Raw genomic sequence first — 22,554 nt, forward strand, 5'->3', positions numbered from 1 at the left:
GCCTCCTCTACTCTAACTTCCGCGGTACGTGCTATATCCGCCTGGTGCGACCAATAGCGGAATATGGTAGTGAGCTTCCGCATCCGCCGCATAGAATCGAATCGGCACGCGGTCGAACACGGGCTCGGCTTCGAGAATGTGGCGCCTTTTCTCATCCCGGAAATAATCTCCCGCACAAAAAACGATCTCGTAGACGGCTGCCAGCATCTCATCACTGTCAAGCAGCGGAGCATCTAACCTGCCATCCTCGTTCGTCGCCGCTGTTCTTAATAAGGTACGGCTCTCCGCCGAATTAGACGACTCAATTAACCAAAGCTCAACGTTTATTCCAATAGCAGGCTTGCCCCTAGACGTATCCAGCACATGGGTTGTAATGCGTCCGCCGCTCATCCGCTTCACTCTCCGTCCGTTATCAAATCTTCTTGGGTCATCGTAAAGCCTTGGAAACCAAATGGCGGGCGAGGTTCGGTATATACGCCGGCCGGATCTGCTTCCGTATTGTCCACGATCGTCTCCCATGTGCGGTTATTGGACTCGAACCTGATCTCCAACAACTGCGGGAAGCGGGTAAGAATACGGAGGCCGACTTGATAGATCAAGAATTGTATGGATGGCGATTTCATCTCATGGAATACGTTATGAGTAATATCGCGGATTTGCTCGGCAGGGACATAACGGCCTTGATCCGCGTCGGCCGCATCGCCAAATTGATCGTATTTCCAGTAAATATCCAGGAATATAAAGAGAGGCCGATCGAAGCTTTCAGGCAACGTCGTATATTCATCGCGGACAAAGCCGTAAAATGAGCTGCCGCTTACTTTAATCAATTGCAGGTCGGTAATGGAGCATTCATGCGTGTCTACGACAGGCGCCCCGTCCTTCCGGTTCAGCTTCATCGAAGCGCTGGCATGATCGTTATGGGAACGGCGGTATACAAGCGGGCTTTGCTCCAAACCTACCCCGGAAGGAGAGGCTACTTCCAGCGTCTGAAAAGGAATCCGGTCGGCGCTTAATTCTACCGCATCGATATGCGGGTAGCGGTCCATAAATTTGGTGCTTATAAAAGAGAGAAGACCTTCCGTCGTGCTGCCTTCATAATCAGCCGTGTGGCGCAATATAAAGTTTTTCATCGAATCCGTGGCGACTACAAGCGAATTGTCTCCTTCGGTGAACGAAGTCAGAAGTTGCTCGCTGCTTACGGCGAATGTGATGTTATGAGAAAAGATGACATTGCTGTCACCGATATAGGCAGATTCGGGTATAGCGGTTACGGATAATGGCTTAGCATAAGTGCGATAAGTAAGAACATCACCTTTGCCATAATAAAGAGTACGACCACTGCGAAGTTTAAGCATATCAATCCATCCCTTCTATTTACGTAATGAGATCATGCAACCGAAATTTCGTAATGCAGGCGATTTGCCAAAATGCCTCTTCCGCCTCTTCTTCCTGGCTGTTATGAATTCTAGCTTCCATGGCGGCCAATATATCGGATTTATCCTTGCCGCGTACGGCTAATATAAATGGAAAACCAAACTTGCCGGTGTATTCCCTATTTCTTGAGGAGAAGATTTCAAATTCTTCCGGCGTTAACCTGTCGAGTCCCGCTCCTTGCTGCTCCAGCGTCGAATACTCGCCAATCTTGATTCGCGTGGCCAGATCGGGATGTTCCCTGAACAAAGCAAGCTTCGTCTCGGCTGTTGCCCGGAGCACAACATTGACCATCGCGTCATGCAGTTCGTCAACGCTCCCGAAAGGACGAAGGCCGTACGTTTCCTCAGCCACCCAAGGCGAATGCTCGAAGATGGCGCCAAGGGTTTCTATGAAGGACTCTTTGGACAGCTCATTAATCGTTGCCAGATTCATAACCTTCTTTCCTCCACTCTATCGCTCTTTGAACCGCTCTCTTAATGCCGCCGTAACCGGTGCATCGGCAAATATTACCGGATAACGCTTCTTCAATCTCAAGCGGGGACGGATCCGCATTATGATCAAGAAGCGCTTTAACCGAAATAATCATTCCCGGCGTGCAATAACCGCACTGGAATCCGCCTTCTTCCAGGAAAGCGCGTTGAATCGGGTCCATGCCCCCTGCGGAGACGCCTTCGATCGTTGTAATCGACTTGCCCGAGCATTGATAGGCCATCGTCAGACAGGAGTTGACCGCAGCGCCGTCTACCATTACCATGCAAGCGCCGCAGCGGCCGATATCGCAGGACCGTTTGGTCCCGGTCATGGCTAGATCATCTCTTAATACATGAAGCAAACGTTTGGCAGGCGGTACATGGAGACTCACATCATTGCCGTTGATGGTGCATGGGATCGCTCTTGTGTCGAGCGGTGACAGGGGGTTTATCGAGTCTTTCATTCTCCGCTCACCGCCTTTTCCAGTAATTGGTCAACTGATGCCGCGAGCAGAATTTCCGGATCAACGGGAAGTTTAGTTACCCGAATCCCTACCGCATCATAGATTGCGGCCGCGATAGCTGGCGCGAGCGTTACCGATCCTACTTCGCCAATTCCACGCGGACCGTGGTTATCTTCCTGCGGAAGATCTTCGATCGGATGGACATCAATCGTCCCGCGATGTTCGGCTATCGTCGGCACCAGATACGTGTCCAGATTTTTCGTCACATATTGACCCTCGCTCATAACGGCATCTTCAGTAAGCGCGAATCCGAGCGCCATGCTGCTGCCGCCTTCGATTTGCCCCAAGAAACCTTGCGGATTGATGACCGGTCCGGCAGCAACCGCATGATATTGGTGAAGAACGCGAATCCGTCCGGTTAACTGGTTAACTTCTACCTTTACGGCAACCGCCGAATAGGTATAGAGGAAATGGGCTCCTACCAAATCGGTTGTCGAAGTTGGAAAATGAAACTGCGTGGTGCAAGTGACCGGTTCGCCAATGGCGACGGCGAGCTCGCGATAAGTCATAAGCCGTTCTGCCGCATGGGCATCCGAACCTTGTTCAATGGCGTAAATGCCTCCTTCGCCAAACCTCAGCTGCCCCGCAGGCAACTCTACAATAGCGGAAGCTTTCGTAAGGACGGCTTCTTCGAACAGCGGCCGTAAGTTCTGCAAAGATTTCCACATCATGCTGGTCGCGCGGGATGCCGTCGTTGATCCGCCGTCCATGACCGCATCCGAATCGCCAATCACGATACGAATATCTTCAGAAGCAAAACCGAACTGTTCCACAAGCATTTGTTCGAGCGTGGCAATTAAACCTTGGCCAAACTCTTCGTAACTAAATACCGCTTCAATCTTGCCGTCGGAAGCTAGGACCAGCTTCCCGGCGCCAGGATCCGGAATACCGAAGCCAAGTCCGGCACCATGCATCGTAAATGCCGCGCCGACGCCTGTTCGAATCCAAGGTTCGGCATGTTCGTCTTCCGCACCGAGATGCTTGCCCCGTTCCTGCCACAAGCTGCTGGCTGTCATTGCGGCCGATACTTGCTTTGCGCCTTCCGTCTGTGCAATCGGCTGGTCAAACGGACCGGGATCATCCGGCTTTCTCATATTGAGAAGCCTGAGCTCCCAAGGATCCATGCCGAGCTTTTCTGCCAGACGATCGAATTGTCCCTCCAGCGCAAATATCGCCTGATTCCCGCCAAATCCGCGGAACTCGCCGGACATGCCGTTATTCGTAAACACCGAGTAACCATCAACATCCACATGCTCATACCGGTATGGGCCTATCACATGCTCGACGGCAAAGTTCAGCACTTCAGCGCCAAGCGTTGCATAGGGGCCGGTATCGGCAATAATCCGGACTTGATGGGCAATTAAGCGGCCGTTACCGTCTACGCCGGTTTTCATCGAGATTTTCATGGGATGCCGTTTCAGTCCGGCTCTAACCGATTCCCATCTGGAATTATGGAACTTCACGGGCCGATTCGTAACTCTAGCCAGCAGCGCGCCGTATGGCTGAACGTTTAACTCGTCTTTCCCTCCGAATGACCCGCCGATTGGACTGGAGACAATTCTGATCTCGCTTTGCGGAATAGCTAATATGCGGGATAGCTGCATCCGGTCCATAAATCCATGCTGAGTAGGAGCATAGACGGTCAACCGTCCGTCCTCGCCGAAGATGAACAATCCCCCTTCGGTCTCCATGTACGTATGCATCTGCCGCGGCGTATAGTAGGTCTCTTCCACCACATGCGCGCACTGCTCGAAAGCAGCGTTTACCTCGCCGCGGCTGAACGTTTTGCGGTGAAGCAGATTGCCTTGAGGATGTAACTGAGGCGCATCGCCTGTTAAGGCAAATTCGGCATCGTCTACAATGGTAAGCAGCTCGTAATCAACTTCAATCAGCTTGAGCGCTTGCTCGGCAATCTCTGCCGATTCTGCCGCAACCGCTGCTACGGCATCCCCTACGTAACGGACGAACTCCTCGCACAATACCGGCTGATCCGGATGCGCAATGCCGTACCGGTTAAGCCCCGGAACATCCTTATGGGTAATTACGGCATGAACGCCATCCAATGCCGCAGCTTGATCCGTGCGGATCGCTTTAATCCGCGCATGCGGATGAGGGCTTCGCAATACGCGGCCAATCAGCATGTCTGGATTTGTCATATCAGTCAGATACGCCAGCTTGCCGGTTACTTTATCCGGTCCGTCTGGGCGAACCCGCCAACGTGCCCCGCTTCCTTTCCGATTCAACAGCATGTATGACCACCCGTCCTCTCTCTCATGCGTTCCGCCGCCAATAAGCTTGCGGATTCACCTTGATGCTTTCCATAATTCCGACGCGATCAGATTCGCAGCCGCTTTCTTACGGTAACTAACCGGTACGAAAGCATCTCCCTTTGGTTCGAAGCTTTCGAGGATCATGCCGTAAACCTGGGTAATCGCCTTCTTGTCCGCAGGTTTGCCGGTTAGAAAAGCTTCCACCGCCTCAAGCCGGGACGGTATCGTTTGTCCGCCGCCTAACGCAATACGCACATCGCTTAGCCGATGATCGGGATCCAGCTGCAAGCTTATGGCGGCGGTGATGACGGAAGGCGTAAAAGCATCCCTTCTGCCGACTTTATGGTAAGCGACGAATCGCTTCGTATTCGTATCCAAAGTTGGCTTGGCAAGCTCAACTGCAATCAGAAGCCGTTCCTTCCATGCGGCATGAACGGCTGCGGTGGATAGCCATTCAGACAGCGGCTCTTCGAGTCCATTGGAGCCGTCATGCCAATGCAAGACAGGATCATAGAGAAGTAAAGCCGGTATCGAGTCCCCTACCATCGATAATACGTTCCCGCCAATGGTGGCTAAGTTGCGGATCGACGGGGCGGCAATGTTCCTGGCGGCTTCCGTCAACAGCGGGAAGTTTTTATGAATGAGCGGGCTGGTCCGTATTTCCGATAGCGTAATCATCGTTCCGATATGACCTGTTTGCGATTCTCCATCCATTCCAAGTCTGTGCAGTTCTTCGATTGCCCCAACATTAATGAGATGGGTCGGCATGGCCGCCAGCCCCGACTCCCATTGCGTCCGAAGCAGCGTGCCCCCTGCAGTGAATACACCTTCCGCTCCAAACGTCTGTTTCAGTTGCCAGGCTTCCGCCGTATTGGATGGATGCCAGACGAAAGGTGCCTCAGCCACTCCTTGTGCATTTGCAGCCATATCGCCATCCCCTTTCGATTAGAATCTTTGTTCACGGATATAAGGAGTTCCAAGCGATTCCGGCGAGCCCGACGGCTTATTGCGATTGCGCCAGCCAAGGAACATCAGGACCAGAATCGTTACAATGTAAGGAATCATCTTCAGGAAGTAGGATGGCACCTCGCTGCCGATCAACTGAATGCGGAAGCCAATCGTATCCAAAGCTCCGAAGAAATAAGCACAGAATAAAGCGCGGATCGGATTCCATCTGGCAAAAATAATAAGAGCTACGGCAATCCAGCCTCTGCCTGCCGTCATGCCTTCGATCCAAGTTGGCGAATAGACCAGCAAGAGATCTGCGCCGGCAAGGCCGATTAACATGGAGCCGATAATGATATAGCCGTAACGGAACGATTGAACTCGGATGCCCATGACATCAGCCGTTGGCGGATTATCGCCGATCGCTCTTAGATGAAGGCCCCAGGACGTACGGTGAATATAGAGATGCAGGACAATAACAAGAATGAAGCTGAACCAAGTCAAGATATCGAGATGAGAGAATATTCCGCCAATTACGGGTACGTCTTCCAACCAGGTCAGGTTTACCTTCGGAACTGCGCCGGCTACCGGCTGTCCGGTAATGCTTTTGCCCAGATACGCGCTAAGCCCGGTTCCAAATAACGTTAACGCAAGCCCGCTTACAATCTGATTCGCTCTAAGCGTGACGCACATAAAGGCGTGGACGACGCCAAGCACGGCGCTAATCGCACATGCAGCAATTAATGTAAGCGCCAAGTTGCCGGTGTGGAGATAGGTCATGCAAGCGATAACCGCTCCCATCAGCATGAGACCTTCTGCCCCGAGTTGAATAATCCCCGAGCGTTCGATCAAGATACCGCCAAGCGTTGCGAACAAGAGAGGTGTGCCGGATGAGATGGCAGCTACTATGATTTGTACAAATACGTCCATGGTCTACACCACCCCTTCTATCCTTGTCTCCGGATACGGAATTTGCTGGCCATATTGCCTGCGATCAAGAAGAACAGGATCGCACCTTGTATCATCGAAGAGATCGAAGATGGAAGGCCAATCGTCTGAACGCTGAAACCGCCGACAATAAGTCCGCCGAACAGGAACGAGGAAATAACCAAGCCAACCGGATTCAGCTTTGCCAGCCAAGCCACGATAATGGCGGTATAACCATAACCTGGCGAGATGCCGTACATGAGCCGGTGAGTGACGCCCGATACTTCCGCCATTCCGGCTAGGCCAGCCATCCCGCCGCTGATCAGCATAACGAGCAAAATATGGCGGCTGATCTTGATCCCGGCGTTTTTCGCCGCTTCCGGATTGGCGCCAATCAAGCGCAGCTCATATCCCCAGCGGGTATATTTCATCAGGAAGGCGTAGAGCAAAACGCAGACGATGGCAAATACCAAGCCTAGATGCAGCCTCGTATCTCCGAATAGCGGTAGCGATTGCGCCTCTGTGAACACTGGCGTACCCGGGAAATTAAAGCCTTTTGGATCTTTCCAAGGACCAAATACGAAATAGTTGAGCGCTAGAAGCGCCACGTAGTTAAGCATCAGGGAAGTAATCAGTTCATTCACTTGGAAGTACGTCCGCGGAATAGCCGTTAACAGTCCCCAAATGCCGCCGCCTATGATTCCTGCTGCAACCATAGCCGGAATTGCCAAGTAGACGGGCAAATTCGGCCAATAAACGGTGACCGCCGTTGCGGCCATCGCACCGGCGAGGAATTGCCCTTCGGCCCCGATGTTCCAGACCGAGATCCGGTAAGCGATCGCCACGCCTATCCCGCACAAGAGCAGCGGAATGGATTTGACAAGCGTTTCGGTTATGCCAAACGTCGTGCCAAATGCCCCCGTAATCATTTTGGAATAAACCGTAATCGGGTTCATGCCGTTGGCTGCGATGAAGATGCCGCAGAAGATCAAAGCAAGCAGGACGGAGACGATTGTCATCCACCACGGGCTTTCTTTCCTGGAAGGATCCAGTTCAATTCTGAAGGACAGCAGCTTGCTGCGGCGGGATGCCGTATCCGGTTGTTCGATTGCTAGAGTGCTTGGTACAGGCTGCTTGCTCATACGACCTTCTCCTCCTCAGAGTCTTCCGCATCCCGCACGCCGGCCATATACAATCCGATTTGTTCGCGGGTCGCTTCCCCTCTCGCCAATTCTCCGACCATGCGGCCGTTATAGATTACTAATATGCGGTCGGACAGCTGCATAACCTCATCCAGGTCTTCCGAAATGAGCAAGATGCTTTTGCCTTGTCCGCGCATTTCCGTCAATAATCGGTGAACGCCCTCCGTCGCGCCGACATCCAGCCCTTGCGTCGGATGAACCGCCACCATGAAGAGCGGATCTTGCTCGACTTCCCTAGCAAACAGCAGCTTCTGCTGATTGCCCCCGGAGAGTTGTCTGACGGGCGTATCCAAACCCGGTGTCTTAACATCAAATTGCTCAACTAGCGATTGCGACCAGCTGCGGTTCGCCCTTGAACGAAGGAAGCCGAAGCGGGAACGTTCGCCCGTGCGATAAGATTTGAACAACAGATTATCCACGATGCCGAGGCTTCCGGCTAGGCCGCTTTTCATCCGGTTCTCGGGTACATGGGCAATGCCTGCTTCGATGGCTCCGCGTACCGATGCGTTTTTAAGAGGGTTGCCGTTAAACGTAATGCTTCCCTTCCGGTAAGGACGAAGTCCCGTCAGTACTTCCGCGAGCTCCTTCTGCCCGTTGCCCGCTACTCCGGCCACCCCGACGATCTCGCCTTCATGCACCTTAAACTCCATTTGATCCAGAGCTTTGCGGCCATGGTCGGCAAAGACGTCAAGCTGATCCACGATAACAAGCGGTTTGCCTTTTGGACGGCTAGCCAGCGGCTTCTGAACCGTCAACTCTTTGCCGACCATTAGCCTTGCAAGCTCGCGTTCATTCGTATCGCATGCGGCCATGCTATGGGTAAGCTTGCCTTTGCGCATGATGGAGATGCTGTCGGAGACGGCCATAACCTCTTTCAGTTTGTGAGTGGTTATAATAACCGATTTCCCCTCCGCCTTCAGCTGATCCAGCGTCACGAAGAGCTGCTCCGCTTCTCCCGGCGTAAGCACGGAAGTTGGTTCGTCCAGAATGATCAGGTCAGCGCCGCGGTACAACGTCTTCACAATCTCAACCCGCTGCTGCTCGCCGACGGACAATTGCCAGATGGGCCGGTCAACGGGAACGGAGAGACCGAATTTGGTAGCAATCGCGTCAATCTCTTCCTGCTTGTTCTTCATCCAGCCCGGTCCGCGCCAGAACGATGATTTCTCGCCTAAAATAATATTTTCCGCTGCCGTTAACGTTTGAACGAGCCGGAAATTTTGAAATACCATTCCGATTCCAAGCTTCATCGCATCCTTCGGCGAACGGATCTTCGCTTTCTCGCCATGAATATAAATCTCGCCGCTTGTTGGACGATAGACACCGGACAACATGCACATCATCGTGCTTTTTCCGGCTCCATTCTCTCCAAGCAATGCATGCACTTCTCCTGCTTTTGCCTTGAAATCAACCTGGTCATTGGCAACGACGGATCCGAATTGCTTGACGATGCGCTGCATTTCCACGGAGTAGGTTTCTAGCATTCGCGGTTCCTCCTAAAAAGAATGTTCACACAAATGGACATCATTTCCGTCCATTTGTGAAGATTCTTGCTTCGTAAGCATGTGCTTAAAGAATGTTCACACAAATGGACGTCATTCCAGTCCATTTGTGAAGATTGATCAGGCCTATAAATCAACAAATCCCTTGGGTAAGGGATTTGTTGATCGGCCATTTGGCTGGTTGAGGTTACTGAGGAATCGTTCCTTCCACGCCTTTTACGAACCAGTTCATCTCCAAAACTTGCTCAAGACTGAGCGCTTTGCCGGCTTCCAGCTTCGAAGCGCCGGATGCATCCGTAATTGGTCCGCTGAACACATCCAGCTCGCCGCTTAGAATTTTGGCTTTCGCATCTTCAACCAGCTTCTTCACGTCGTCCGGGATGCTAGATCCAAGCGGAGCAAGACCAACCATGCCATCCTTCATATCGCCGGAGAATTGCTCGCTTTTCCAAGTACCGTCAATGACGGACTGTACCACTTGCGTATAATACGGACCCCAGTTCCAAGTCGGGTTCGTTAAGTAAGCTTCCGGCGCATAACGGGTCATATCCGAGTCGTTGCCGCCTGCGAGCGCTCCACGTTCGGCAGCCGCTTGCAAGGTTGCGGGGGAATCTTGATAAGCGAGCAGCACGTCTGCTCCTTTGTCCAGCAAGCTGATCGCCGCTTGACGTTCCGCTGTTGGATCGTACCAGGTGTTGCTCCATACCACGTCTACTTTCGCATCCGGATTCACGCTTTGGATACCAAGGGCAAACGCATTGATGTTATAGATGACTTCGGGAATCGGGAATGCGCCAACATAGCCGATAACATTGGATTTCGTCATTTTGCCTGCGGCAATACCCGTCAGGTAACTAGCTTCATAGTTCTTGCCGAAGTAAGTACCCATGTTATCCGCTGTTTTGTATCCCGCTGTGTGCAAGAACTTCACATTCGGGAACTTCTTCGCAACATTCAGCGTGTAATCCATGTAACCAAAGCTTGTCGTGAAAATAACGTCATGGTTCTGAGCCAATTCGGTGATAACGCGTTCTGCGTCCGCGCTCTCCGGTACGTTCTCAACCGTGTCAGCTTTGATGCCAAGCTTTTCTTCCATGTACTTTCTGCCGTTGTCATGTTCGAACGTCCAACCGCCGTCCCCTGGAGGACCGATGTAGACAAATGCGACGCGCGGCATCTTCTTGCCGCTATCTGTTGCTGCCGGCTCCGTAGATGACGAAGCATTGCCGCCGCTGTTGGCCGTTTCGCTTGGCTTGTTATTGTTGTTGCTGGAACAAGCGGACAATATAACGACCATAAGTACAAGTAAAGCCAACCCCACTGAACGTGCTTTTGCAAGATGTTTCATATAGTTCCTCCCCGACTCTCTATCATCATCATGACCGGTATGGCTGATGTAGTCTCAATATACTTCCGCAATATACCAACGTCAATATATCTGACATGAGATTGGTGGAGAGGTCTAAAATTACGAAATGTCATTGTGCATGATGCACGTTCAACTCATTACTCATGTAATAAAACATAACATTTTATCTTCGATCCCGATTTCGACGATAGCGCCGTTCCGCAACCCGAAGGCTTTGTTCGTCATCCACATCAAGCAAGAGATCCGCTTCTTCGCCACCATAAGCGATAATCTCGCCGGCATATTCCGCCGAGCTAAATAATTTCCGCGCTCCCATGTCCCCTCTCAAACCTCGAAGCGACGGAAACATCGATTGCCGAATGACGGCAGGAGGCATTACAATCCCTTCTACGGAGGATGCGGCATAATCCAGCATTGGATTGTCCTCCATAACGGCAAGAAGACGCCGCACCATGGCAGCCGTGACAAAAGGTTGGTCACCAAGCCCAATGACAACCGCATCGGATTCAGGGAGGCTGGACAGCGCGGCGTCTACTCCCGCACGAATGGAATAAGACATTCCAAGACTCGCTTCTTCGCAGACGACGATATGAAGTTGAGTAGCGTATCGGGGATCATTCCTAATCTCCTGCAGCCAGTGAAGCGGATCGTCCGGGCGGACGACCGCAAATATCCGCCCGAGCCCGCTAGCCAATAGAACACGAAGAGCCATACTGCCGAGCGCTACGCCCGGTGAAAGCTCGAGCGGCAACTTCGGTTTGCCCATGCGGCTGCTCTGCCCCGCCGCCAAATAAATGCCGGACACGTTCATGTTGCTCCCCCTTTGGATCATGATCTTCTCGAACCAAACTCCGCCATTGCTTGCGTAATCCGATCAGTTCCGCGGCGATGCTAACCGCTATCTCGTAAGGACCTTCCGCTCCGATGGACAAACCAACCGGAGCTTTGACAGCAGGAGGCGGGACTTGACCGTCAAATAATAGATCGATTCGTTTGGACGATCCCATTACTCCAATGTACCGGGGTCCGGCGGTCAATGCCCATTGAATCATTTCCCGGTCGTAATAGAGTTGATGACTGCACACGAGTACGGCATCATCATGGTTTAATTGCAATTGATTGCGCAGCCGCTCAGGCGTTCCGATATAACATTCGGCACCAGGGAAGGAACCCAGGAGGTTTGGCCGCCAATCCGCTACGATCACATGGAAGCTGCTTTGCGCAAGCAGCTGGTAGATGGGAACGGCATCCGGACCGGCTCCAAACAAAATAACTCGTTGACGGTTGGATAACAGTAGGTCGAATTCCCAATCGGTGGCCAACTCGGAAGACTTCTCGCCTTCTTGTGCGACGATCTCATAATGAAGCTCTTCTCCCTGAAGGCTGCGAACGATCCGAACATCCCTACCGGTATCCAGCACATGAAGCGCCTCGAGCAACAGTTCTCGGAATGCGCCTGATACCGGCTCCAGCAACACCTTGATCACTCCGCCGCAACCTACGGCTTCACCCCATATCGGATCCTCGTCAGGATCCATATTGTATTCAACAACGACATAACGCCCCGTCTCGCATACGGATGAAATACGCTCGAACAGATCCGATTCTATGCAACCCGGACTTACCGTCCCGATGGACTCCCCATTAGACAAGAGCAGCATAGCCGCGCCTGCCTTGCGATACGCGTGCCCTTCTACCTCAATGACGGTTGCGAGAACTGCCGGTTGTTCAAGCTGCCTGATCGCCCGCAAGATACTGATCATATCCATCTGGCAATCCCTCCTTCCAAGCCGATCCAGGATGTCGGTCACAAACTAGCAGACCTTGCGAATTTACAGTCTTGCCAGCAATTCCTTTAGGGTCCGGTCTGCCTCCCGCAAAACTAGCGGCTTATCGACCGTCTTCATAATGCGTCTCTCCATCACGATTTGACCGTCGATCATAACGGTATCTACATCACCGCGCGTAGCTGCGTACACTACTCTCGAATACCAGTCCGCATCAAATGAAGGATAGACATGGAAATCTTCCAAATCAAGCAACTGCAAATCGGCCAGCTTGCCAACCTCAATACTTCCGATTTGGTTCTCCAATCCAAGAACATGCGCCCCGCCCATTGTCGCCATACGCAATACTTTCTTGGCGTCCATTACGGTTGGACCATGCTGCACCTTTTGAATGAAAGCCGTTAGCCGCATTTCCTGGAACATATCCAGGTTATTGTTGCAAGGCGCGCCATCCGCTCCAATCCCAACATGGATACCTTCTTCCAATAATGCCGGCACCTCGGCAATACCGGATGCCAGCTTAAGATTAGAACCCGGGCAATGCGTCACCTTAACGCCTCTTTCCCAAATAATCCGTTTTTCCTCATCATCCAGCCATATGCTATGCGCCAGAATGAGATTTGGCTTCGCGAGACCGATATGATCGAGATAAACCACGTTGCGCATGCCGCGCTCCGATTCTACGATCGAAATCTCTTCCTTGTTCTCCGACGCATGGGTATGTACCTTCACGCCGTATTGTGCCGACAAGTCTCTTACGCCAACGAGCAAATCTTCCGTGCAAGAAACTACAAACCGCGGACAAAACGCGTATTCAATTCGCCCGCCAGCAGCGCCATGCCACTTCTCAAGCAGCTCCACGCTCTCCTTCAGCGACTGCTCCGTCTTTTCTTGAAGCGCTAGAGGCACCTCGGTTCCGTGATCCATCATGACCTTGCCGGATACCGCCCGTATACCGCTCTCCAGAATAGCCTGGAAGGCGGATTCGGTATGGTTAACCGTCTCCATATCGAGAATGGTTGTCGTCCCGCTTCGAATCAATTCCCCTATGCCAAGCAGCGCCGAATAATAGACGGATTCTTCATTATGGGCTGCCTCTAGCGGCCATATCCGTTGTCTCAGCCAATCAATCAGTTCAAGATCGTCAGCACGTCCGCGGAACAAGGTTTGGCACAAGTGAATATGCGTTTGGATGAAGCCGGGAAGAAGTACTTTTCCGTCCGCATCAATGATGCGTTCTGCTGTATTTTCCTGAATATTCGGACCAATTTGGGTAATCTTATTCCCTTCTACCAGAACATCCCCTGTGAAAATATCATCTGCCGCGTTCATCGTCATAATGACGGCATTACGGATTAACGTTGATCCCATGTATCCCGCTCCTTTGTTGTGTAGACCATTTGATTCTCGTTAAGATTGTTCATTAATAAGCAGCTTGCGGAATAAGAAAGCAATCTTTAGCCTGAGCAAATCGTTCATTTTCTTGAAATCAACGCCTAATAGTTCACTCAACTTCTCGATCCGGTAGGTCGCGGTGTTGCGATGGATATACAGCTTCTTAGCCGTTTCATTCAACTGGCCGTCTTGTTCAAGGTAAGTCTCTAGCGTGCGCAACATCTCATTCGCATAATCCGGATCCTTGCTGACGAGTCCGCCAAGCCAGCGGTTGCAGAAAGCTTCCATCCGATCTCTCGACACATGCTCGAACACGATGGCTAAATCCATCGTATCAAACGAAATAATAGCTTGCCCAACTCCCCATTCGCTGGACAGCCTTTGAGTCTGCCTGCATTCATCAAAAGCTTCATAGAGCTGATCGGCTCTCTTCTTCCGGCTGCTGACCATCGCGCGCGGGCTCCATCCGCTCCCCTGCTGGATCGATGCGAAACAAGCTTGCAAAGCGGATCCCAGACTCCCGTCGGCTTGCCCTTCTAACTCCGGGAAGACAGATAATAAACCTTCTTCCATTACAATATGCATACCCTTGCGTTCCTGCAGTTTCGTATGGCTTAAAAAATCCGATTTCAGCTTCTCCAGTTTATCCATTCGTTGTCCGGAAGACACTTGCGGGCAATCGCTAAGCACGCAGGTATACTGGCCATGAAAAATTTCAAGCTCCCAGCGGTCTGCATATTCTACCAATTTATCAATGGGCAATCCGTTGCGGAGATACCGTTTAATTAGAACCCCGAAATCTTTTTGGACCGACAACTCGAAATAATCCTCGTAATTAAAATTCATCTGATAGGATAATAGCTCGGCAGCCTGCAAATACAAACTTTCTTCAATCGTGGACAAGAATAGCTGCGGATTGAAAAAAAGAACAAATCCCGTGCACCGCGCTTGCTTCATTAGAGGAATCCGAAACGCCTGCCATTGCTTGCTCTTCATCCACTTCTGCTGCTGCGGCCAAGGCCAGCTGCCCGTTAATTCCGAATCCGTCACTTGGGAACTGTTGTACATGATCTGCCCTCTGGAACCTACGATTGCCATAGGGAACCCGATGATATCGGCCACCGCATCAAACAGTTCATTAATATGGTCGGTCTTAAGCGCCATTCTCATCAGTCGGACTTGCTTGTCGAATATATCTTGCAATACGCCGGTATTGCGGCGGAGTTCTTCCTTAAACAAACCGCTCATCTGATCCGAGAAGGTGAATTGATAGGGTAGCTCTATTAATGGAAATCCGAGTTCATCCGCGCAGGCGATTAGTTGATCGGGAATCGCGTCCCAGAATCGGCCGAGCTTAATCCCTAGCCCCGACGAGCCCCGCTGGTTCAGCTTGGCTAGCAGCTCCGTTGCATCCTGCGGATGATCTTTGATCAGGTAGGCCGTCGTAAACAGCATTTCCCCTTCCTTGATCCAATCGGTAATATCCGGGGCATCCATCACGTTGACGGATTTCACGATCCGATTGCGCCCTGCTGTCCCGGCAACTAATTTCCCTTCCGATAAAGGGAAAACATTCAGCGCCTGTTCTACCGTCAAATGCATAGCGCACCTCCGCATCCAATGTAAACATCTTCTGACGTCATTTTATATAACATCTTAAATCAGAGATTGCCTTTAATCAATAGAAATGTGAATATATTTAACGGCATAAACTCTTAAACTATGATAAACCTGTCCACAATTCTTCACAATTTGGATATAACAACCAAATATATGACATAACAGCGTAACATATGACTTAGAAGCAGAGGTCTCGGAAAGGCCCTTCCCCGCAGAACTTTGACCACACACAAAAAAAGAGCCGCCCCTTTCGGGACAACTCCTTCACTTATAATTGCTATTATTGCTTCGCTTCTGGCAATGGCAGGAACAGCAGGTTAATCGGCAGGTTACTGCCGGAAGCCGGCGTAAACACGATGGATACCGCCTCTTCCGTATCTCCCGTCCGATATAGAACGCTTGCTTCGTTGGCATTGTTCAGAATCGTAGTATTCGTCGCGTAAACGAGCTTGTTGTTGATGAGGAATGCGCCGGCATAATGCCCGCCGCGCGGATTCAAGGCAATAAGCGTATGAGGCTGTACATGCCATAAATTCATGACATACAATGCTCCGTTATTACCGTCATTGGACATCGCGTCGCCCGTCAATACATCAAAGCCGGACAAGCGAGTGTCTACCACTTTGTCAGCCAGAATCATGCGGGATGGCACGTCGCCAATCGTCTGCAATACGTTGATGCTGCGGTTCGCCTGCTCGAATGTACCGCGTACGTGTTTGCCGTCGCGAGGAAGAATCGGAAGCTGCGGCAATGCCTGCAGTACGTCTTTGTTCGCATCTACGACAACAACGCTGAATTTGATCGGTGCGGAAGTCGTCACGTCCGCATAAAGCGTGATGATCCGGCCGTTCACCACTTCTTTGCTGCTAAGCGGGCTAAGAATAACCCGGCTTTGCCCTGCAGGAATGTTCGTAACTGTACCAACCGGATTAACGGTTCTGGACATCAGATAATTGGCCGTTGCCGCTTTGCCTGCTTGGGATACATACGGCGCAGGACCGCCTAGACCAATCCGCTCATCCGTAACGGTTGCCGCCGTAGCATTCTCGTTTGTTGCTACAATATAGACTTTCACCGGATTAAGACGGTTATTCTGATTATGGATTAGGAAGCGTACGTTTCCGCTAGCCGTATCCTGATAATAGATACCTTCGTCATTAATCATCTCGGGGCTGTTGCTGCGGATAAACGTTTGTTGACCGTTGGAAACAACCGTATAAGGTTGTGTTGGGAGCTTCAGTACGCCTGCACCGTTAATCGTGAATTTCTCGCCTTGCTCGGTGAATAGCTGATCGAACTCTTCCTTCGTATACAATGTTTCGTCCGTAATCGATACCGTCTGGGAGAATTCGCTTGTGAGACCGTGAGCATCCGTTACTTTCAACGTAATTGTCTGTTCTCCTGGTTCGAAGAAAGCTTTTGCGTTATTGACCCACTCGCGTTTTGTGATCTTGTTCTCGTCATCCGTGCTTATATCATTATATTGAATAAGTTCGCCCATCTTGTAGTAGGACTTGTCCGTTGCAAAACGAGCTTCTGGCGGAAGATTCGGCGGCACGACGTTAATCGTTACCGAATAAGGATCACTCCAGACGCCGTTAGCATCTTGAACCCATTTGGTTACCGTGTAGGTACCCGCTTCCTCAAAAACAGACTGCTTGCCTTCCCAACGTTCGTTCACAATCGCAACGCCGCTAGGCGAATACGACATGTCGCCATAAGTTACTTCCGTTTGACCGGCAAATACAACCCCTGCTGTAATGTTGAATTTGGCTACAGGCTTAGTCGTCCAGCTCAGTACGATCTTCTTCTGGGCAGGAATCGTAGTCAAGGCGATCCCGAATGGCTTCAATACCGAACGAAGCGGAATCATAAGGCTTCCTTGCTGTACGAATGGCGCGCCCGTAAACGTGGAACGTGTACCGTTAACCGTATAGGAAGACTTGTTTACCGCGTAACGAAGTTCATTTGCCGCGCTGGTGAGAACGTACTCCTTCTTGTTCGCATCGTATTGGACCTTCGCTCCAAGTCTGCCGGCAATGGCAGTTGCGGAAATATAAGTCGTGCCTTTCAGTTCCGTGAGCGGCTGTGCAGCCAAATAAAGCTTGCCGTTATGGTACATTTGTTTCGTTTTTTGAAGAAGGATCAATTGATTCTGACCGCCGGTTGCCCCTTGTGCCGCTACAGGGATTGCAAACAGCATCAAGGCAGCAAGTAGGACTAAGCTGACTTTCTTAAACATTGGATTCTCCTTTTCTCTATCGGAATGGTTTGAACAGACATAGATTAAACGCATCCTAGAGCAAAAGGTTGCACCCGTAAGACTACTTTTTTGCGGCTCCCGCAATATGTTCAAATATCAGATTACGAGATTTGACCGCTTCGTTGCGTCCCGCCAGTGCTTTTCGAACCACAACAACGAGCCGTTCATCCGGTGCTACAAGCAGATATTGCCCGCCGTGCCCAAAGGCAAAATAACAATCAAACGCGCCATTATGCTCGGCAGGCGACTGCCACCAATGATAACCGTACGCTCCATAGATGGGCGGTTCGTAGTGAAGAAGTCCCCGGTGATGCCTACGCGTCGACTCGTCCACCCAGGCGGATGGGATCAGCTGCTTGCCAAACCAGTCCCCTCCCCGCAAATACAGAAGTCCCAGCTTGGCCAAATCGCGGCCATACAATTGCAGCCCGGTCCCGCCTTCATTGATGCCTTTGTGGGACGTCCATTTGGCTTGCCGGAAGCCCATCGGGAGGAACAGGCGGCTTGTCGCGTATTCGAGCGCGCTTTGCCCTGTAGCGGCTGTCAGAATGGCGGATAAGAGATGAGACCCCCCGGAATTATACAAATACGCCGTTCCCGGCTCGCTTATGAGAGGTCTCTCCGTCACAAACCCGATCGGGTCCTCCGCTTTTTTCATGGCTTTGTAAGGTTTGTCGAAATCCGGCCAATCCCAGCCTGAAGTCATCGTAAGCAAATGTTTGATTCGAACGGGCGAATCCGGGACTTGATCGAAAAAATCAGCCACAGGCTGGTCAACGCCTTGAATATGCCCTTCTTCTATGGCAATGCCAATCAGAGCGGACAACAAACTTTTGGTACAGGAGAGAAGCGGCAGTACCGCATCTTCTCCATTCGCATGCCATTCCCAAGCGATTGTCTCATTCCGCAAAATAAGGACGGAATTCATCTTCCAAGGCTCCAGCCATTCCGCCATCTGCATCAGCTTCGACTCGTCTAGATCCGCTTCGGATGGCTTGGCAATACGCAGATAGGAATCCTCCAATTTCTCTGTTGTCGTCATGCAGGATCAACCTTTCTTATGAGGATGCATCTGCCGTATTAGAAACGCTTCAAGCGGGTCACCCTATATAGGTGTACTCATGATTTCACTATAGGGTGACCTATCGAAATTCCGCCATTTATGTTAGCCTAATAGGAGTGACTTTCAATGATTTTCACTTGATTCAAGCAAATTAAATAAGGGATGAATTTACAATGGGATATGATTTCCTGGTATCCGTTATCGAGCAATTCGGATATGTCTCGCTTTTTCTCGTATTATGCCTTGGTTTAATCGGTTTGCCTGTTCCTAACGAAGTAGTCGTCATGACCGGCGGTGCATTCGCAGCTTCCGGGCTGCTTAGTCCGGTACCCGCTTACTTAATGGTATTCCTCGGAATCTGCTCGGCTATGACGTTTAATTATTCCATCGGCCGGTTTGCGGGCAGCAAAGTATTCGATTGGTTCATGAAGAAAAAAAACATGGACAAATTCGTTCAACAAGCGCAGCACATGAGCGAAAAATACGGCGGTTTTGCGCTTAGCATCGGCCTTGTTCTCCCCGTTCTGCGGCATGTGATGCCTTTCGTAGGCGGAACGAACAAAATGACGTACAGACGTTTTGCCCTGTTTGCTTATCCAAGCGCTTTTGTCTGGACTCTGGTTTATTTTATTATCGGCACTTTCGTAGGCGACCGCGTGCAATCGATTGGCAATGCGATCGCCGATAACGGCATGATTGTCGTTTATGTCCTGCTTGCAATAGCGGCCGGAGTTGGCGTGTGGCTGTTCATTCGCAACCGCAGCAACGCCAAGAAAAACGAAAAGGCCGAACGCACTTTATAAAATTGACCGATCGCACCGCAAATTGAAAAAACCTCCGGTTTCCTTCATAGGGAAGCCGGAGGTTTTTGCTCATTTAAACTTAGGATCCAGTTGCTCTTCCGCCGCATTAACGAGGTAATCGAACAGCTCGTCATCCTCTTCCAGCATGTCTTCCACGGCTAACAGCTGATCTTCGTCACCGGATTCGTTGAGGAAAAACAAACCGTATCCCCATTCCGTTCTTTTCCGGCTATGTATCGTCATCTCATATTGATTCGGCTGGCCTTCCATCTCGAATTGTATGCGGCCGACATAGCCTTCTTCTCTCGTATAAGTCATTGAAGCAGCCAATAGTTTTACATTTTCCATCTGTTCTAATCTTCCTTCCGGCATGAACGTATTTCCGAATTTTCGTGAAAAAACAGCCTGTCTATTATTGTATACGGTTTATTGCATTCGTCAATCGTCAATAAAGCTTCGCGTTTCTTAGTCACAAACTCCTCTCGGCCGTGATGAACGCCCATTCGGTGCGTTGCATACTGTACATTACGGAAGCGGAACCCGCTACCGTTTATCCCACGAGAGGGTGATATTCCTATGGCCATTGATTTAGTGGCGCTGCATTGGGTTTATCTCGTCTTTATCGTCGCCATTATAGGCTTTATGGTGATGAGACGCGATACGTCGCTTATATGCATCGTCGGTATTTTCGTGCTTGGCCTCCTGGCAACCGAATCGCTTAGCGATTCCGTCAGCGGTGTGTTCAACAGCTTTATTTATGCCATTACAGAATTAATGGGCACTATCCTCATTATATCCATAATTGTCGCAATGAGCCGGGTGTTAATCCGGACCGGTATAAATGAAGTTATGATTTCCCCATTTGCCCGCTTTCTTGCAACGCCGGCCTTAGCTTTCTGGGGAATCGGCATTATCATGATGATTACCTCCTGGTTCTTCTGGCCGTCGCCTGCGGTAGCCCTAATCGGCGCCGTGCTTCTGCCTGTTGCGCTAAGGGTCGGTCTCCCGGCATTAGGCGCGGCCATGGCCATGAACTTGTTTGGTCACGGCATCGCCTTATCGGGCGATTATATTATCCAAGGTGCTCCTAAGTTGACCGCCGATGCGGCTGGTTTGCCGGTCAGCGATGTCATGCAGGCAAGTATCCCGCTTGTTATCGTTATGGGCGTTGTAACGACCGTATCGGCCTTCTGGTTCATGCGCAAGGACATGAAGAGCGGCAAATGGAATGACGGCATCATATCCAAGGTGGAAGGCGACAAGGAACTGACCGGCGGCGAAGATCTTGAATACAAAAACGTCCTGTCGTACGGCACCAAAATAGCGCTAGCCATCTTTATTCCCTTATTGTTCGCCGCCGACGTCGTAACGATGTTCGCGCTTGACTTGCAAGGCGGCGATGCAACCGCGCTTGTTGGCGGTACGGCTATCTTTATCCTGCTTCTCATCACCATGATGGCCCATAAGAACAAAGGTCTTGAAAAAACAACAAGTTATTTGATCGAAGGGTTCTTGTTCGGATTTAAAGTATTTGGTCCCGTCATCCCGATCGCGGCGTTCTTCTACCTTGGAGACTCCGGCTTTACGGCTATATTCGGCGATACGCTTCCCGCAGGTTCGCAAGGCATCGTCAACGATCTTGGCGTTGCGCTAGCTAACAGCGTTCCGGTGAACGGAGAAGTCGGGTCTGTTACGCTTACGCTTGTTGGCGCGGTAACCGGACTCGACGGTTCAGGCTTCTCCGGCATCTCGCTTGCGGGTTCGATCGCTCAGCTCTTTGGCGGAGCAATCGGCTCGGGAGTCGCAACGTTGACGGCATTAGGCCAAGTCGCGGCAATCTGGGTTGGCGGAGGCACCTTGGTTCCATGGGCGCTTATCCCTGCTGCCGCAATCTGCGGCGTAAGCCCGTTCGAATTGGCGCGCCGCAACTTGAAGCCGGTTATTATCGGGCTTTGCGTTACAACCATTGTAGCTATGTTCCTTGTGTAATCGCGCAATGAAAAAAAAGGATGACCCCCGGCGTTAAGCCAAACGGGTCATCCTTTTTTGCTTGGTTACAAAATAATAAACGCAAACACGATAGCCAGCGCAAACCGGTAATACGCGAACCACGACAAGCTGAGGCGCTTGATCAGGTTCAAGAACGTGACAATCGCAATCATCGCAACGATAAACGCCGCAACAAAGCCGATAATGAACAGCGGAGCATCCGATGCCGTGAGGAATTCACGGCTTTTGATCAAGTCGATGCCGCTGGCGCCCGCCATAATCGGTACCGACACCATGAATGTAAATTCCGCAGCTGCTTTTTGGCTTGCGCCGAAGAACATACCGCCGGAGATCGTCGATCCGGAACGCGAGAAGCCTGGCCACAAAGCGAGAACCTGGAACATACCAATTGCAAAAGCTTGCTTGTATGTAATGTCATCTAGCTCTTCCGCAGTAATTTTCTTTTTCATCCGGTCTGCTACGATCATCAGAATACCGCCTGCTACGAGACCAATAAGCACCGTTCCGGAGCTAAATAAATAATCTTTGATAAAGCCGTGCAGCAACACGCCAGCAACGCCGGCAGGAATCATGGCAAGCATGAAATGAATGGCGTTAACGCCCGATCCTTTTTTGAAATCGAATTTCAGCAAGCCGAGAAACTTTCTCCAGTACAACACGAGGACAGCTAGTACGGCGCCAAATTGGATAACAACCTCAAAGACTTTTGCGCGGTCATCCTGGAAGTTTAACAAATCTGCTGTCAGAATCAAATGGCCTGTAGAAGAGACAGGCAAAAATTCCGTAAGACCTTCAATGATGCCCATAATAATGGCATTAAATAAATCTCCCAAATGTAGTCCTCCATCTCCTAAAATGTTTTCTTTTTGTTTTCTGCGGTAACCAACCTTAATATCATAGCACATGCAAAAGACAAGCGAAAGCAACGTTCGTTTTAGGCGAAAAGCCGCATCCCGGTTAGCGGAATACG

At 50.9% G+C, this 22,554-nt stretch carries 20 protein-coding genes; 2 read left to right on the top strand and 18 right to left on the bottom strand.

What is annotated here, in order from left to right; translation table 11 throughout:
- Nucleotides 1-12 precede the first annotated feature (12 nt).
- The 16 genes from uraH to QQK89_RS25435 all read right to left on the bottom strand — a co-directional run bounded on the left by uraH (nt 13) and on the right by QQK89_RS25435 (nt 18,750).
- Entirely contained in the window at nt 13-390 is a 378-nt protein-coding gene (gene uraH / locus QQK89_RS25360; protein WP_284241509.1) for a hydroxyisourate hydrolase, read from the bottom strand.
- A gap of 5 nt (nt 391-395) precedes the next feature.
- Nucleotides 396-1,355 carry a factor-independent urate hydroxylase gene (gene pucL, locus QQK89_RS25365; protein ID WP_284241510.1) on the bottom strand — a complete coding sequence of 320 codons (960 nt, stop codon included), beginning with the start codon at nt 1,353-1,355 and terminating at the stop codon, nt 396-398.
- Between the two features lie 19 nt (nt 1,356-1,374).
- A complete protein-coding gene (uraD, locus tag QQK89_RS25370) occupies nt 1,375-1,866 on the bottom strand; it encodes a 2-oxo-4-hydroxy-4-carboxy-5-ureidoimidazoline decarboxylase (protein ID WP_284241511.1) in 492 nt (163 codons plus the stop codon).
- Entirely contained in the window at nt 1,847-2,368 is a 522-nt protein-coding gene (locus tag QQK89_RS25375) for a (2Fe-2S)-binding protein (protein ID WP_284241512.1), read from the bottom strand. Before QQK89_RS25375 ends, uraD begins: the two co-directional genes overlap by 20 nt.
- Nucleotides 2,365-4,677, bottom strand: a complete 2,313-nt coding sequence (pucD, locus tag QQK89_RS25380) for a xanthine dehydrogenase subunit D (RefSeq protein ID WP_284241513.1) — start codon at nt 4,675-4,677, stop codon at nt 2,365-2,367. The genes QQK89_RS25375 and pucD overlap by 4 nt, the downstream gene beginning before the upstream one ends.
- Nucleotides 4,678-4,731: 54 nt before the next feature.
- Nucleotides 4,732-5,625 (bottom strand): FAD binding domain-containing protein, encoded by an 894-nt coding sequence (locus tag QQK89_RS25385; protein ID WP_284241514.1) that lies wholly within the window; start codon nt 5,623-5,625, stop codon nt 4,732-4,734.
- Nucleotides 5,626-5,643: 18 nt separating this feature from the next.
- The gene (locus tag QQK89_RS25390) at nt 5,644-6,573 is read right to left on the bottom strand and encodes an ABC transporter permease (RefSeq protein ID WP_284241515.1); all 930 of its coding nucleotides are present in this window, start codon (nt 6,571-6,573) and stop codon (nt 5,644-5,646) included.
- A 17-nt stretch (nt 6,574-6,590) separates the two neighbouring features.
- Nucleotides 6,591-7,712, bottom strand: a complete 1,122-nt coding sequence (locus QQK89_RS25395) for an ABC transporter permease (RefSeq protein WP_284241516.1) — start codon at nt 7,710-7,712, stop codon at nt 6,591-6,593.
- Nucleotides 7,709-9,256, bottom strand: coding sequence for an ABC transporter ATP-binding protein (locus QQK89_RS25400; protein ID WP_284241517.1), 1,548 nt, complete (start codon nt 9,254-9,256; stop codon nt 7,709-7,711). Before QQK89_RS25400 ends, QQK89_RS25395 begins: the two co-directional genes overlap by 4 nt.
- 205 nt (nt 9,257-9,461) lie before the next feature.
- Nucleotides 9,462-10,622, bottom strand: a complete 1,161-nt coding sequence (locus QQK89_RS25405) for a BMP family ABC transporter substrate-binding protein (RefSeq protein WP_284241518.1) — start codon at nt 10,620-10,622, stop codon at nt 9,462-9,464.
- Nucleotides 10,623-10,806: 184 nt separating this feature from the next.
- The gene (locus QQK89_RS25410; RefSeq protein WP_284241519.1) at nt 10,807-11,409 is read right to left on the bottom strand and encodes a nucleotidyltransferase family protein; all 603 of its coding nucleotides are present in this window, start codon (nt 11,407-11,409) and stop codon (nt 10,807-10,809) included.
- On the bottom strand, nt 11,330-12,412 hold the full coding sequence (locus QQK89_RS25415) for an XdhC family protein (RefSeq protein ID WP_284241521.1): 1,083 nt from the start codon (nt 12,410-12,412) through the stop codon (nt 11,330-11,332). The genes QQK89_RS25410 and QQK89_RS25415 overlap by 80 nt, the downstream gene beginning before the upstream one ends.
- A gap of 63 nt (nt 12,413-12,475) precedes the next feature.
- The gene (locus tag QQK89_RS25420; RefSeq protein WP_284241522.1) at nt 12,476-13,801 is read right to left on the bottom strand and encodes a 5'-deoxyadenosine deaminase; all 1,326 of its coding nucleotides are present in this window, start codon (nt 13,799-13,801) and stop codon (nt 12,476-12,478) included.
- Between the two features lie 39 nt (nt 13,802-13,840).
- Nucleotides 13,841-15,427 carry a PucR family transcriptional regulator gene (locus tag QQK89_RS25425; protein ID WP_284241523.1) on the bottom strand — a complete coding sequence of 529 codons (1,587 nt, stop codon included), beginning with the start codon at nt 15,425-15,427 and terminating at the stop codon, nt 13,841-13,843.
- Between the two features lie 298 nt (nt 15,428-15,725).
- Nucleotides 15,726-17,687, bottom strand: a complete 1,962-nt coding sequence (locus QQK89_RS25430; protein ID WP_284241525.1) for a stalk domain-containing protein — start codon at nt 17,685-17,687, stop codon at nt 15,726-15,728.
- An 82-nt stretch (nt 17,688-17,769) separates the two neighbouring features.
- Nucleotides 17,770-18,750 (bottom strand): serine hydrolase domain-containing protein, encoded by a 981-nt coding sequence (locus QQK89_RS25435; protein ID WP_284241526.1) that lies wholly within the window; start codon nt 18,748-18,750, stop codon nt 17,770-17,772.
- Nucleotides 18,751-18,944: 194 nt separating this feature from the next.
- Here QQK89_RS25435 and QQK89_RS25440 point away from each other — a divergent pair, with 194 nt between their 5' ends.
- On the top strand, nt 18,945-19,574 hold the full coding sequence (locus tag QQK89_RS25440; RefSeq protein ID WP_284241527.1) for a DedA family protein: 630 nt from the start codon (nt 18,945-18,947) through the stop codon (nt 19,572-19,574).
- A 69-nt stretch (nt 19,575-19,643) separates the two neighbouring features.
- Here the strand turns inward: QQK89_RS25440 and QQK89_RS25445 are convergent, their stop codons facing one another.
- Nucleotides 19,644-19,922 carry a hypothetical protein gene (locus QQK89_RS25445; protein WP_284241528.1) on the bottom strand — a complete coding sequence of 93 codons (279 nt, stop codon included), beginning with the start codon at nt 19,920-19,922 and terminating at the stop codon, nt 19,644-19,646.
- Between the two features lie 228 nt (nt 19,923-20,150).
- On the opposite strand from QQK89_RS25445, the gene QQK89_RS25450 reads away from it, so the two are divergent.
- Nucleotides 20,151-21,563 (top strand): hypothetical protein, encoded by a 1,413-nt coding sequence (locus tag QQK89_RS25450; protein WP_284241530.1) that lies wholly within the window; start codon nt 20,151-20,153, stop codon nt 21,561-21,563.
- A 65-nt stretch (nt 21,564-21,628) separates the two neighbouring features.
- Here the strand turns inward: QQK89_RS25450 and QQK89_RS25455 are convergent, their stop codons facing one another.
- A complete protein-coding gene (locus QQK89_RS25455; RefSeq protein ID WP_284241531.1) occupies nt 21,629-22,417 on the bottom strand; it encodes an undecaprenyl-diphosphate phosphatase in 789 nt (262 codons plus the stop codon).
- Between the last annotated feature and the right edge of the window lie 137 nt (nt 22,418-22,554).

It is taken from the genome of Paenibacillus glycanilyticus (assembly GCF_030161375.1).
Classification (GTDB): domain Bacteria; phylum Bacillota; class Bacilli; order Paenibacillales; family Paenibacillaceae; genus Pristimantibacillus; species Pristimantibacillus glycanilyticus_B.

What these genes read in the sequence shown, in the direction of transcription:
- uraD (WP_284241511.1), bottom strand. Translation starts at nt 1,866, where the DNA reads ATGAATCTGGCAACGATTAATGAGCTGTCCAAAGAGTCCTTCATAGAA.
- QQK89_RS25390 (WP_284241515.1), bottom strand. Translation starts at nt 6,573, where the DNA reads ATGGACGTATTTGTACAAATCATAGTAGCTGCCATCTCATCCGGCACA.
- QQK89_RS25440 (WP_284241527.1), top strand. Translation starts at nt 18,945, where the DNA reads ATGGGATATGATTTCCTGGTATCCGTTATCGAGCAATTCGGATATGTC.
- QQK89_RS25450 (WP_284241530.1), top strand. Translation starts at nt 20,151, where the DNA reads ATGGCCATTGATTTAGTGGCGCTGCATTGGGTTTATCTCGTCTTTATC.
- QQK89_RS25375 (WP_284241512.1), bottom strand. Translation starts at nt 2,368, where the DNA reads ATGAAAGACTCGATAAACCCCCTGTCACCGCTCGACACAAGAGCGATC.
- QQK89_RS25395 (WP_284241516.1), bottom strand. Translation starts at nt 7,712, where the DNA reads ATGAGCAAGCAGCCTGTACCAAGCACTCTAGCAATCGAACAACCGGAT.
- QQK89_RS25410 (WP_284241519.1), bottom strand. Translation starts at nt 11,409, where the DNA reads ATGGGCAAACCGAAGTTGCCGCTCGAGCTTTCACCGGGCGTAGCGCTC.
- pucD (WP_284241513.1), bottom strand. Translation starts at nt 4,677, where the DNA reads ATGCTGTTGAATCGGAAAGGAAGCGGGGCACGTTGGCGGGTTCGCCCA.
- QQK89_RS25420 (WP_284241522.1), bottom strand. Translation starts at nt 13,801, where the DNA reads ATGGGATCAACGTTAATCCGTAATGCCGTCATTATGACGATGAACGCG.
- QQK89_RS25425 (WP_284241523.1), bottom strand. Translation starts at nt 15,427, where the DNA reads ATGCATTTGACGGTAGAACAGGCGCTGAATGTTTTCCCTTTATCGGAA.
- pucL (WP_284241510.1), bottom strand. Translation starts at nt 1,355, where the DNA reads ATGCTTAAACTTCGCAGTGGTCGTACTCTTTATTATGGCAAAGGTGAT.
- QQK89_RS25430 (WP_284241525.1), bottom strand. Translation starts at nt 17,687, where the DNA reads ATGTTTAAGAAAGTCAGCTTAGTCCTACTTGCTGCCTTGATGCTGTTT.
- uraH (WP_284241509.1), bottom strand. Translation starts at nt 390, where the DNA reads ATGAGCGGCGGACGCATTACAACCCATGTGCTGGATACGTCTAGGGGC.
- QQK89_RS25405 (WP_284241518.1), bottom strand. Translation starts at nt 10,622, where the DNA reads ATGAAACATCTTGCAAAAGCACGTTCAGTGGGGTTGGCTTTACTTGTA.
- QQK89_RS25415 (WP_284241521.1), bottom strand. Translation starts at nt 12,412, where the DNA reads ATGGATATGATCAGTATCTTGCGGGCGATCAGGCAGCTTGAACAACCG.
- QQK89_RS25400 (WP_284241517.1), bottom strand. Translation starts at nt 9,256, where the DNA reads ATGCTAGAAACCTACTCCGTGGAAATGCAGCGCATCGTCAAGCAATTC.
- QQK89_RS25435 (WP_284241526.1), bottom strand. Translation starts at nt 18,750, where the DNA reads ATGACGACAACAGAGAAATTGGAGGATTCCTATCTGCGTATTGCCAAG.
- QQK89_RS25445 (WP_284241528.1), bottom strand. Translation starts at nt 19,922, where the DNA reads ATGGAAAATGTAAAACTATTGGCTGCTTCAATGACTTATACGAGAGAA.
- QQK89_RS25385 (WP_284241514.1), bottom strand. Translation starts at nt 5,625, where the DNA reads ATGGCTGCAAATGCACAAGGAGTGGCTGAGGCACCTTTCGTCTGGCAT.